Source organism: Neorhizobium sp. T25_27 (assembly GCF_002968565.1).
Classification (GTDB): domain Bacteria; phylum Pseudomonadota; class Alphaproteobacteria; order Rhizobiales; family Rhizobiaceae; genus Neorhizobium; species Neorhizobium tomejilense.
The window spans coordinates 231572-243882 of sequence record NZ_PVBJ01000011.1 but is presented as its reverse complement, the minus strand read 5'-3'; the positions used below and the strand labels follow the sequence as shown (position 1 = coordinate 243882).

General features: G+C 62.9%; 9 protein-coding genes. 1 reads left to right on the top strand and 8 read right to left on the bottom strand.

All coding sequences use genetic code 11. The annotated features are described in order from the left end of the window. Positions 1-204 precede the first annotated feature (204 nt). The gene (locus C5J24_RS26045) at positions 205-2172 is read left to right on the top strand and encodes a methyl-accepting chemotaxis protein (RefSeq protein ID WP_105422027.1); all 1968 of its coding nucleotides are present in this window, start codon (positions 205-207) and stop codon (positions 2170-2172) included. 105 nt (positions 2173-2277) lie between these two features. On the opposite strand, the gene glmM is transcribed toward C5J24_RS26045, so the two are convergent. The 8 genes from glmM to tolR all read right to left on the bottom strand — a co-directional run bounded on the left by glmM (position 2278) and on the right by tolR (position 12285). After that, entirely contained in the window at positions 2278-3630 is a 1353-nt protein-coding gene (gene glmM, locus C5J24_RS26040) for a phosphoglucosamine mutase (RefSeq protein ID WP_105422025.1), read from the bottom strand. A 230-nt stretch (positions 3631-3860) separates the two neighbouring features. Beyond that, positions 3861-5795 (bottom strand): ATP-dependent zinc metalloprotease FtsH, encoded by a 1935-nt coding sequence (gene ftsH / locus C5J24_RS26035; RefSeq protein WP_046632114.1) that lies wholly within the window; start codon positions 5793-5795, stop codon positions 3861-3863. A 105-nt stretch (positions 5796-5900) separates the two neighbouring features. Continuing rightward, complete coding sequence (tilS, locus tag C5J24_RS26030; RefSeq protein ID WP_245446785.1) at positions 5901-7262, bottom strand: tRNA lysidine(34) synthetase TilS; 1362 nt, start codon at positions 7260-7262, stop codon at positions 5901-5903. Positions 7263-7269: 7 nt separating this feature from the next. Beyond that, positions 7270-8322 (bottom strand): tol-pal system protein YbgF, encoded by a 1053-nt coding sequence (ybgF, locus tag C5J24_RS26025; RefSeq protein WP_105422023.1) that lies wholly within the window; start codon positions 8320-8322, stop codon positions 7270-7272. 175 nt (positions 8323-8497) lie between these two features. After that, entirely contained in the window at positions 8498-9031 is a 534-nt protein-coding gene (pal, locus tag C5J24_RS26020) for a peptidoglycan-associated lipoprotein Pal (protein ID WP_046666774.1), read from the bottom strand. Between the two features lie 172 nt (positions 9032-9203). Then, positions 9204-10517, bottom strand: coding sequence for a Tol-Pal system beta propeller repeat protein TolB (tolB, locus tag C5J24_RS26015; protein ID WP_038544862.1), 1314 nt, complete (start codon positions 10515-10517; stop codon positions 9204-9206). An 84-nt stretch (positions 10518-10601) separates the two neighbouring features. Continuing rightward, positions 10602-11822 carry a hypothetical protein gene (locus C5J24_RS26010; RefSeq protein WP_105422021.1) on the bottom strand — a complete coding sequence of 407 codons (1221 nt, stop codon included), beginning with the start codon at positions 11820-11822 and terminating at the stop codon, positions 10602-10604. A gap of 10 nt (positions 11823-11832) precedes the next feature. Beyond that, positions 11833-12285, bottom strand: coding sequence for a protein TolR (tolR, locus tag C5J24_RS26005; RefSeq protein ID WP_046634957.1), 453 nt, complete (start codon positions 12283-12285; stop codon positions 11833-11835). Between the last annotated feature and the right edge of the window lie 26 nt (positions 12286-12311).

Sequence of the window (12311 nt, the reverse complement as noted above, 5' to 3'; positions counted from 1 at the left end):
GGACTGGTGGAGTACGCCTGAGCGCCGAGCGCATTCTGAACTCGATGCTTGGATTGCCGCTACGGTCGATCCGCAAATATCCTTTGCGCCAAACAAGCAACTCCAGTCAGCGAACTACTGCGATGGGATTGCGCGAGTGCTCTTCCGGAGAAGATTGACCGCGTGTAGCTGCGGCGCCAGGCGCCGCAAAAGAAAGAACTGTCCATGAGCAATGTCAAGACATTCGGCATAGCATTCCGATTGGCTATCGGGTTCGGGTTTTTGCTTCTCCTGATGATCGGCCTGACTTTCTATTCCACCAGCCAGGTCAAGACGATCGACAATGACCTGGCAACCGTAAACGACGTCAACAGCGTCAAGCAGCGTTATGCCATCAACTATCGCGGCAGCGTGCACGACCGGGCGATCGCGATCCGCGACGTGACGCTCGTCACGTCCGAGGCCGAGCGCAAGGAAGCGGAAGCGCTTATCGGCAAGCTCGCGGCATCCTATGCGGAAAACGAGAAACGCATGGCGGAAATGGTCGGCGCACCTTCCGGTGCAACGGATCGCGAAAAGACGATATTGGCCGAGATCGCCGACATCCAGTCGAAGACCAACCCGCTGGTCGGCCAGATCATTTCGCTGCAGGAAAAAGGCGATGGCGATGCAGCCCGCAAGATCCTGCTGGAACAGGCCCGTCCGCTCTTCGTCTCCTGGCTTGGCGCAATCAACAAATTCATCGACTACCAGGAGGCGCTCAACAAAACGATCGGCGGCGATGTCCGCAATGCGGCGAGCGGCTTTCGAAATCTTGCGCTGGCCGCCCTCGGCATAGCCGCACTGCTTTCGATCATTGCGGCCTTCCTGACCGCCCGCTCGATCATCGGACCGCTCTCCAAGCTGCAGCAATCGCTGAAAGCCATGGCTGCGGGCAACCTCGAAGGCGACCGGACGATCGAGGCGCGCGGTGACGAAATCGGCATGCTGGCCCGCGCCGTGGCGGCCCTCCGGGAGGCCATCTCCATCAAGGCGGAGCGCGAAGCGGATGCCGAGGCGAAGCGGAGCGTTGGAGAACGCCACAGGCTGGAACAGGAAGCGACCGAGCGCAGTGCGCTCGCAAAACAGACGAGCCAGGCGGTCCGCCAGCTCGCCGACGCTCTGCAAGCCCTGGCAAACGGCGATCTGACCCGGGAGATCAACACACCCTTCACTCCCTCGCTCGACCAGTTGAGGGCCGACTACAACGCCGCGGTGGCGAAACTTCGCGAAGCGATGCAGAAGGTTGCCGCGAATGCGAGTGCGATAGCCGCCGGTGCCCAGGAAATCCGCTCGGCCTCCGACGACCTCGCCAAACGCACCGAACAGCAGGCGGCCTCCGTCGAAGAAACCGCAGCGGCCCTGGAAGAGATCACCACGACGGTTTCCGACTCCAGCCACCGCGCTCAGGAGGCTGGCAACCTGGTGCGCATGACCAAGGAAAATGCCGAGCGTTCCGGCCGAGTCGTCCGTGATGCGGTCGATGCGATGGGCAAGATCGATTCGTCTGCCGTCGAGATCGGCAACATCATCGGCGTCATCGACGAAATCGCTTTCCAGACCAATTTGCTCGCTCTCAACGCTGGCGTCGAGGCCGCCCGTGCCGGCGAGGCTGGCAAGGGCTTTGCGGTGGTGGCGCAGGAAGTGCGGGAACTCGCCCAGCGTTCTGCCAAGGCGGCAAAAGAGATCAAGGAACTGATCCACACCTCCAACGACCACGTGAAGAGCGGCGTGGCGCTGGTCGGGGAAACCGGCAAGGCCCTGCAGGAGATCGTCATCCAGGTCCAGCAGGTCAACGGCAATGTCGAGGCTATTGTGGAAGCCTCGAAGGAACAGGCGACCGGCCTCAAGGAGATCAACACCTCGGTCAATACGATGGATCAGGGAACGCAGCAGAACGCGGCCATGGTCGAGGAAACCACCGCAGCGGCGCACAGTCTTGCCCGGGATGCGGAGGGCCTGTTCCAGCTTCTGTCGCAATTCCATATCGGCGGCGGCGCCGTAACAGGAACGTCCTCGCATCGCAGCTCGCCCGCAATCGCATCCGGCAGCAGCCGCCCGGCGGCCTCGCCGGCCCGCCGAATGGTTGCCAAAGTCGCGCAGTCATTCCAGGGCAATGCCGCTGCCGCAAAGCAGGATTGGGAAGAGTTCTGAGACTGCAAGAACGGTGATCCGGCCATCCGGAACTTGCTACAAAAATAAAGGCCACCCGCGAAAACCGCGGGTGGCCTTTTTCATTGGGCTTGGGGGCTTGCGCCGTCAGGCCGCGTTGCGGACGTTGGCGATGACGCCGACCAACCCGTCGACGATGCGCTCGATCTGTCCCCGGTCGTCGCCTTCCGCCATCACCCGGATCAGCGGCTCGGTGCCAGACGGGCGGATCACCAGGCGGCCCTTGGCGGCGAGCTCGGCTTCCGCGTCGGCGATCGCCTGGCGGACGATCTGGTCCTCCAGCGGCTTGCCGCCCTGGAAACGGACATTTTTCAGAAGCTGCGGCACGGGGTCGAAACGGCGGCAGATCTCGCTGACCGGCCGGCCAAGGCGCTTTGCCCGAGCCAGGACCTGCAGGCCGGCGACAAGGCCGTCACCGGTCGTGCCGAAATCGGAAAGCACGATATGGCCGGACTGTTCGCCGCCGACGTTGAAATCATTGTTGCGCATATGCTCGACCACATAGCGGTCGCCGACCTTGGTGCGCGCCAGGTCGAGGCCCTTGCCGTTGAGGAAACGTTCAAGGCCGAGATTGGACATCACGGTCGCGACGATACCGCCGCCTTTCAGCTTCTGGTCCTCAGCCCAGCTCTCGGCGATCACAGCCATCAGTTGGTCGCCATCGACGATCTCGCCGCGCTCGTCGACGATGATGACCCGGTCGGCGTCGCCGTCGAGTGCGATGCCGATATCGGCACGCACTTCATGTACCTTCTTCTGCAACGCCTCCGGGCTGGTCGAGCCGCAGTCGAGATTGATGTTCGTGCCGTTCGGCTCGTTGCCGATCGTCACCACCTCGGCGCCGAGTTCCCAGAGCGCCAGCGGGGCCACCTTGTAGGCCGCGCCGTTCGCGCAATCGATCGCGACGCGCAGTCCGTGCAGGGTAACGTCGCGCGGCAGCGTACGCTTCACATGTTCGATATAGCGGTAGATGTCGCCCTCGACTCGCTTCGCCCGGCCGATATCGCCGGACTTGGCGAGCTGGGAGTGCAGGTCGCTGTCGAGCAGGTCCTCGATGCGCATCTCCAATTCGTCGGAGAGCTTGTAGCCGTCGGGACCGAACAGCTTGATGCCGTTATCCTCGTAAGGATTGTGCGAGGCGGAGATCATCACGCCGACATCGGCACGCAGCGACCGGGTGAGCATGGCGACAGCCGGCGTCGGGATCGGCCCGAGCAGGAAGACGTCGAGGCCAGCCGCGGTGAAACCCGCCACCATGGCGTTTTCCAGCATATAGCCGGAGAGACGCGTATCCTTGCCGATCACCACCCGATGGCGATGATTGCCGTTGCGGAAGATCGTGCCGACGGCAATGCCGACGCGCATCGCGAGATCCGGCGTCATCGGATGGATGTTGGACTGTCCGCGAATGCCATCGGTGCCAAAATAGCGGCGTGTCATATAAGCTCCTTCGTCATCGCGCCTGAACGTCGCGGTCCTTGCAGGGATCGAACCCGCAGCATGTTAGACGGTAAAACCGGCCTGAAGCTTGGCTCATGCCATAGTTTAACGGCACAAGCACATAAATTAGCATCAAAATCGATTATATCCCGTTACTCATAACAAAACCTTCCAAGCAAAAGCCGCCGCGGATTGCTCCGCGGCGGCTTTTGAATTCAGTCGGCGATGGATCAGTGCGGCTGCGGTTCCAGACCGCTTTCCGGCTCTCCGCCCTTCGGTTCGTCCTTCTTGGAGCCAGCCGAGGGAACAGCCGAACCGCGGGTCGGAGGAGCGTCGTCGCCGAGATCGCGCGACGGCTTCTGGCCCTTGATCAGCGCCTTGATCTCCTCGCCCGAAAGCGTCTCGTATTCGAGCAGGCCTTCGGCAATCGCGACGAAGTCGTCGTGCTTTTCGGTGAGAATGCGGCGCGCCTCGGTATAGGCTTCGTCGATCAGGCGGCGAACCTCGGTGTCGATCTTCTGGGCAGTCGATTCCGAGACGTTCTTCGATTGCGAGACTGAATGGCCGAGGAAGACCTCCTGCTGGTTCTCGCCATAGGCGACCTGGCCGAGCATGTCGGAAAAGCCCCACTGGGTGACCATGGCGCGGGCAAGCTTCGTCGCCTGCTCGATGTCCGAGGATGCGCCGGAGGTGATGTTTTCCTTGCCGAAGGTCAGTTCCTCGGCGACGCGGCCGCCCATCATGATGACCAGACGCGAGACCATCCACTTGTAGCTCATCGAGTAGCGGTCGCCTTCCGGCAGCTGCATGACCATGCCAAGCGCGCGGCCGCGCGGGATGATGGTCGCCTTATGCAGTGGATCGGCGACAGGCACGTTGATCGCAGTCGTGGCGTGGCCGGCTTCGTGATAGGCGGTGAGCTTCTTTTCCGCTTCCGTCATGGCGGACGAGCGGCGCTCGGCGCCCATCATGATCTTGTCCTTGGCGTCTTCGAATTCGCTCATGGTGACCATGCGCTTGTTGCGGCGCGCGGCCATCAGGGCTGCTTCGTTGACGAGGTTCATGAGGTCCGCGCCGGAGAAGCCGGGCGTACCGCGGGCCAGAACCTTGAGGTCGACATTTGGAGCCAGCGGCACGTTGCGGGCATGTACCTTGAGGATTCGCTCGCGGCCGACGATATCGGGGTTCGGCACGACGACCTGGCGGTCGAAACGGCCGGGACGCAAGAGCGCCGGGTCGAGAACGTCGGGACGGTTGGTCGCGGCGATCAGGATGATGCCTTCATTGGCTTCGAAACCGTCCATCTCGACGAGAAGCTGGTTGAGGGTCTGTTCGCGTTCGTCGTTACCGCCGCCCAAGCCGGCGCCACGATGACGGCCGACAGCGTCGATTTCGTCGATGAAGATGATGCAGGGTGCGTTCTTCTTCGCTTGCTCGAACATGTCGCGCACGCGGCTTGCACCGACGCCGACGAACATTTCGACGAAGTCGGAACCCGAAATGGTGAAGAAGGGCACATTGGCTTCGCCGGCGATCGCACGGGCCAGCAGCGTCTTACCGGTGCCCGGAGGACCGACAAGCAGCACGCCGCGCGGAATACGACCGCCGAGGCGCTGGAATTTCTGCGGATCGCGGAGGAACTCGACGATTTCTTCGAGATCCTGCTTGGCTTCGTCGACACCGGCAACGTCTTCAAACGTCACGCGCCCATGCGCTTCGGTCAGAAGCTTGGCCTTGGATTTGCCGAAGCCCATAGCGCCGCGAGAACCGCCCTGCATCTGCCGCATGAAGAACAGCCAGACGCCGAGGATGAGCAGCATCGGCAGCAGCGTGCCGAGATAGCTGAGGAAACCCGAGGATCCATCCGTTTCCGGACGTGCGACGATGGTAACGTTCTTTGCCTGCAGCCGATCCATCAGAGAATCGTCGATGACGGGCGAATAGGTCTGAAATCCCGACCCGTTTTCGGTGTAGGTGCCGAGCACCCGGTTGCCTGTGACGACGACATCCCGCACTCGCCCCGAATCCACATCTCGCAGGAACTGCGAATATGGGACCTCACGCGAGCTGGTCTGCGACGGTGCCGTCTGGAACATGCTGAACAACGCGACCAGCAGGAGGGCTATGATGACCCAGAGGGCGATATTACGAAAGTTTGGGTTCATTGAACTCCCCGGACTGCGACGGCCAGCTTCTTGAGCCGGCCGCCTTGCTTGCCGCATAACATAGGGTTGCGGCAAGTCCTTGCCAAGGCGAACCGGAGCCACCGCCTACCTTTTCCGCCAGGAATCCTTAACTGGCAGCCGGGGAAAACCGTCGCATCCGAGCAAAACCGCTAACTCGATGCCAAATCTAAGCTCGAACTGCGGCAAAAAACGGTCAAAAGGCGCAAGCACAGGGCGGACGATACTTCGGTCGGGCACACTTTTGTTTTCGCGATCCTCCGCCGAAAGGAGGGCATTGGCTTCGATGAAAGGCATCGCTGCCACGGCGCGCATAGCGATCGCGGGCGGCACGCCGGGAAACAGCGCCAATGCTTCGTCGCGATCCGGAGCGGTCGGGCCGATGATGATCTCGTGCGGGCCGGTGTTCGTAATGCGGTAGCGACCGTCCCAGATCGCCGTATTGCCCGCAGGAAGGTGCAGCGGCAGTATGCCGCGGTTTTCGCGAACGAGATAAAGCCCGTCGCGGCGCCGGTCGAAGATCACCCGGCCGGCGGTGATCCGTCCAGGCTGGCCACCGTCGAGAAAGGCCATGACCCGGTCCATGCTGTCGCTGCCGAGCGCATGTGCCCTGCCCCCGAGCACCGCGGCGAGGAGCGACAGTGCATGATGGCGTGGCGCCTCGTCCCCCTGCAGGCCCGCCGGGGCAAGGTGCGCCAGAACGCCCTGGCGGACCGTCACATGCTCCCGCACAAGCCGCGCCGCCTCGTCGGAAAGCGCCGTCCGCCGCGCGGCGGCCATTGCCTGGGCGGCGGCGTCGAACCGACCCTCCTGCGCCAGCTGTCCGCGGACCCGCACCCGCTCGTAATGCGGATCGAGATTGCTGGGATCGTCGATCCAGCCCTGCCCTTCCCTGGTCAGGAAGTCACGGATATCGGATCGGCGCGTCTCAAGGAACGGCCGCAGCAGCCACCGGCGGCGATCGAGGAGCACAGCGTGGGCCATGCCGGCAAGTCCGGAATTTTCATCGCCCTCGCCGCGGGCCGCACGCATGGCGATCGTTTCAGCCTGGTCGTCGAGCGTGTGGCCGGTAACGATAGCCGTCGCATCGACCTCGTCGGCGAGCTCGACCAGCAGCCGGTAGCGCGCCTCGCGGGCCGCTGCGGAGACGCCGGTCCTCGGTTTCTCGCCCTTCCACCGGCGGATGAAATGGGGAATGCCGAGCCGGCCGCAAAGGGCTGCCACGGCACGCGCCTCGTCCGCCGATCCGGGTCGCAGCCCATGGTCGATCGTCGCCGCGAAAAGCGACAGGCCGGAGCCGGGGAAATTGGTTTTCGAAAGGGCGACCAGAAGCCCACAGGAATCGCTGCCCCCGGAAATCGCCACGAGAAGGCGCGCTGGTCTGGCGAGATCTGCGATCAGCCGTTCGGCCGCCTGTTCGGGCAACAGGATCTTCGGTCCCGCGGTCACGGGAGGATCAGCAGGCCAGGCGCTTCTGTTCGCTGCCCACCTTGGCGAGCACGGCCTTCGGCGCGCTCGGATAACGCCGGCTGACTTCCTTGAGGGTTGCGCAAGCCGTGTCGGTATTGTCGAGTGCGGCAAGCGACATGCCGAGCTTCAGCAGCATTTCAGGCGCCTTGGGCGACTTGCCGTAGGTCTGGTGCGCGTTGAGGAAGGTCTTGGCGGCGTCGTTGTACTTTCCCTGAGAATACTGCGATTCGCCGAGCCAGAAGCTCGCATCCGCCACCTTGGCGCCCTTCGGATAGGCGGCCAGATATCCGTTGAATTCCTTCTCGGCGAGCGGGTAGTCGCCGGCCAGGACATGGTTGTAGGCGGTCTGATAGGCATCGTTCTCGCTGCCGAGCGACGCGGTCTGCTGCGGATCGGTTCTGCCCGTCGGTGCCGGCGTCCTGCCGGTCGTCTGCGGGCCGGTCTCGACGCCCGGAAGCCCGGCGGCATTGTTGGCCCGGTCGTTGCGGCTTGCGCCACGCGGATTGCCGTTCTGGTCGAGATCCATCGAACCGAGCGTCGTCGGAGGCGGCGCGCGGCCGGGTGCGGTTGCCCCGCCGACGCCCTGACCGGACGGCGATTCGATGATCCGAGCGACATCGTCGGAGGACTGCGCGGGAGCGGTCGTCTGCGGCAACGGGGGCTGGGCGGCGGGAGCGCGGTTGGACGCCACGGCCGGTTTCCCGGTCGCGTCGTCCACTTCGGTGCGCTTCTTCTTTTCCAGGTCCTGGAAGCGGAATTCGTTGTCTTCCTGCGTCTTGCGCAGCTGCTCCTGCATCTGCAGCAGCTGAAAACTCATTTCCTCGATCCGGCCGTTCAACTGCCGGACCTCTTCCTGGAGCTGCTGGATACGGACGGCATCATTGCTCTGCGCCAGAATGACCGGCGGCGGAGTGGTTTCCCGCGGCTGTTCTGCAGCAGGCTGATTGCTGCCCTGGAAGAGTTTCGGCAGCGACAAAGCCCCGGCCGGGGCGCTCGTCGCCATCAGCCCCAGCATCGCTGCCAAGACAAGTTTCTTCATCTTTGTCCGTCCTGCTCTTTAGTCTGCGCCGGATTGGCGCGAGAGGAGATTTTTCCAACTGCCGGCAAAAAGCAACCGAGCTCCCGGTCAAAAATCCCGGAAAACAGGGCTAAACTATGGAAAAAACAAAAAGGCGGCCCGAAGACCGCCTTTTATTATCGAGCTGTTGCCCGGATCACATGCCGGCACCGCCGAGGACGGTGACCGCGCGACGGTTCTGCGACCAGCAGGAGATGTCGTCGCAGACGGCAACCGGGCGTTCCTTGCCGTAGGAGATGGTCTTCAAGCGATTCGCCGGAACGCCGCGCGAGGCGAGGTATTCCTTGGTGGCGGCAGCGCGGCGGGCGCCGAGCGCCAGGTTGTATTCGCGCGTGCCGCGTTCGTCGGCATGGCCTTCGACGGTGATCGCGTAGTTCGGATAACGGGCCAGCCACTGCGCCTGACGATCGAGCGTCTGCTGAGCGTCGGCACGGATCGAGGTGCTATCGGTGTCGAAGAAGATGCGGTCGCCGACATTGACGGTGAAGTCCTGGGTCGAACCGGGCGTTGCGGCGCCGGCGCCGTTGAGACCGAGCTCGCCGGCATTGTTCGGCAGGTTCTTCTTGTTGGCGCAGCCTGCGAGCGCAAGCGCCACAGTCAGGGCGATAACGGCAGGATTGCGGGCGAGGATCTGCATGCGGCTCATCGCCGAAGTATCGATGCGGCTCATGGCCGGTCTCTCCTTGATCAGTAACTTTCAGAGTTTCCAGATTCTAACCGGGTTGGGTTAACCATGATCAAATTCTTATGGTTAACAAAATATTCCCGGTGTCCCTTTTCGTTCATTTTCAGCAGATTGGGGCGGGAAAGAGGCGGAAATCCGCCTCTTTCATCAACGCGCCCTATTCGAGCAGCGGCGACCAGGCAGGATCCGAACCGTAGGAAGGTGTCTTGACCTGGAGTTCGTTGTAGCCGGTCAGGTCGATGGAATAGAGCTGCGGACCGCCGGCGCCGGCATTCTGGCGGAAGAACATCAGCACGCGGCCGTTCGGCGCCCACGTCGGACCTTCGTTGTGGAAACCGCTCGTCAGGATGCGCTCGCCGGAACCGTCCGGCTTCATGACGCCAATCGAGAACTTGCCGCCCGACTGTTTTGTGAAGGCGATCAGATCGCCGCGCGGCGACCAGACCGGCGTCGAATAGGATCCGTCGCCGAAGGAGATGCGGGTCTGGCCGGAGCCATCGGCATTCATCACGTAGATCTGCGGCCGGCCGCCGCGGTCGCTTTCGAAGGCGATGCGCCCGCCATCCGGCGCGTAGGACGGCGAAGTGTCGATCGCAGCCGTCGAGGTAAGCCGCGTCGTGGTGCGCGAGCGCAGGTCCATCGTATAGATGTTGGAATTGCCTTCCTGCTGCAGGCTCATGATCACCTTCTGGCCGTCCGGCGAGAACCGCGGCGAGAACGTCATGCCCGGGAAATTGCCGACCACTTCGCGCTGCCCGGTCTCCAGCTGCAGCAGGTAGACCCGCGGCTGGTTGCCCTCGAACGACATGTAGGTGACTTCCTGCCGGCTCGGCGAGAAGCGCGGCGTCAGCACGATATCCTTGGTGTTGGTCAGCATGCGGACGTTGAAACCGTCCTGGTCCATGATCGCCAGCTGGCGCTGGCGGGCTGTCTTCGGCCCGCTTTCGGAGACAAACACGACGCGGGTATCGAAATAGCCGTTCTCGCCGGTGATCTGCTTATAGATCGCATCGGCGATGATATGCGCGACGCGGCGCCAGTTTTCCGGCTGGGTAAAAAACTGCTGGCCGGTCATCTGGCTGCCGGCAAACGTATCCCACAGGCGGAACTCGGCGCGCAGGCGGCCGTCGCCTTCGCGGGTGATACGGCCCGTCACCAGTGCCTGCGCATTGATGACCTTCCAGTCCTCGAAGCGCGGTGCCTTGTTGGGATCGGCGATCTTTTCGATGAAGGCGCTTTTGTTGATCGGCGCGAAAAGCCCGGAGCGCTGCAGGTCTGCGGCGATCACCTGGGAAATCTGGGCACCGAGATCATTGTTCGACAGGAAATCCGTCACCGCGATCGGCAGCGGCTGAATATTGCCCTTGTTGATGTTGATCTCGACGACAGCGTTGGCCGGGGTCGCGGCCATCAATGCCGTCAACATCCCCGCGGCCACCATCACGGCGCGAAAAAAAGAACTCTTGATCATTGAAACAAGCCTTTCAGCTTAATACGAGAGTTTCGGGGCAGGTTCCGTTTCATCTGTTTCTGCATCGGTTCCATACCTGCCGGCTCACAATGCGAACTCCGACGGATCGAAGTTCAGCACCAAAACATTCCAGCCCTTTTCGCCCTGGTATTTTTCGACCGGCAAATTCTTGAGCGGGGCGGATTTCATGAGGGCGCGGCGCGTGCTGCCTTCGACCGCACGCCGGGTTCCTTCCGGACCGCCGGTCGCCGTCACCTCCGGATCGCCGACGATATTGCCGGACTGATCGAGCTGCACCCTGATCTTCACGCGCACTTCCGAGACGCCGGTCAACCCGCCGACGAGCGCCCAGTTGCCCTGGATCTGCCCTTTGACGTTGTCGATCTCACTGGAGCTCAGGCCGACGCCGATGGTCTTGGTATCGCCGCGGGCGGCCACCTGGGTGGAACGCTTGGCACCGCCACCGGATGCCTCCTGCTTGTTCAGCAGGGCTGCGATGTCGTCGGCATTGAAATCGCTCGCCATCGAAGAAGACGACTTGGCGGTTTCCTGCTGTTTGCCTTCCTTCTTGTCGGACGGCTTGACGGATGCGGTCGACTTGCTGTCGGTCTTGGCCGTCTCGGCTGCCTTGGCCGTATCCGGCTTCGTCTCGGCCGGCTTTTCAACAGGCTTGGCCTGCTCCTTCGGCGGTTCGGGCTTCGGCGGCTGCGGCCTGGAGGCGGGCGTCGGAACCGCCTGCGGCAGTTCACCCGTCTCGGACGTGTTTTCGCTCTGCAGCGGCACGGCCGTCGGCTTGGCGGCCTCCGGCTTTGGCGGCGTAGGCTCGGGCTTCGGCGGGGTCGCTTCCGGCTTCGGTGGCGTGATTTCCGGCTTGGGCTGCGGCAGAGCGGCCATCTCCGTCGGCTTCGGAGCCGTCTCTTCCTTGACGATGTCCTTGACCTGGTTCTGTTCCGGCGTCGGGGTAGGCGTCGGCCGTTCCACCGGCTTCGGTGCCGCCGTGGTTTCGGTCGGCTGCGGCTTGGTGGTCGGCGTCGGAGGTGTCTTCAGGTCGACGTCGTTCTCGCCGGCGTTCTGGGCGTTCTCGACGATCTTCTGGTTCTTGGTTTCCTTGGGGGAAGGCTTCTGGCTGGCAGGCGCCTTCTTGTCACCCTGCTGGGTCTGGGTGATCGATTCCACGGAGACGATGTCGACGGGAAGCGCGTCCACTTCGGCCACGTCGAAAGTCGCGGGCGCGCTCAGCGAAACGAGCGCCAAGCCGAGTACCAGCGTGTGTAGGACCAGCGATGTGCCGAGACTGACCTTCATGGCGCCGCGATCACTTCTCCTGTTCCTGCAGGGTCACGAGGCCGATATTCTTGTACCCGGCAGAAGAAATGCGGGCCATGACCTTCATGACGACGCCGTAGGCCGCGGTCGTATCGCCGCGCACATAGATACGTTCGTTATAGCCTGTGGTGGCGATCGCCTGGAGCTTCGGCACGATCTCGTCGAGGCCGATCGGCGTTTCCTGCAGGTAGATTTCGCCCTTCGGATTGACCGAGACGGTGATCGGCTGGGTATCGGCGTTCATCGCCTTCGCCTGCGTTTCCGGCAGGTCGATAGGCACGCCGACGGTCATCATCGGTGCCGCCACCATGAAGATGATGAGCAGCACGAGCATGACGTCGACGAGCGGCGTCACGTTGATTTCGCTGATCGCACCGCTACGACGACCGCCGCGCCTGCGACGACCGCCACCCGATTTTGCTCCTCCGGCCGACATACCCATGAGACGTTACTCCTTGAGCCCGAGAG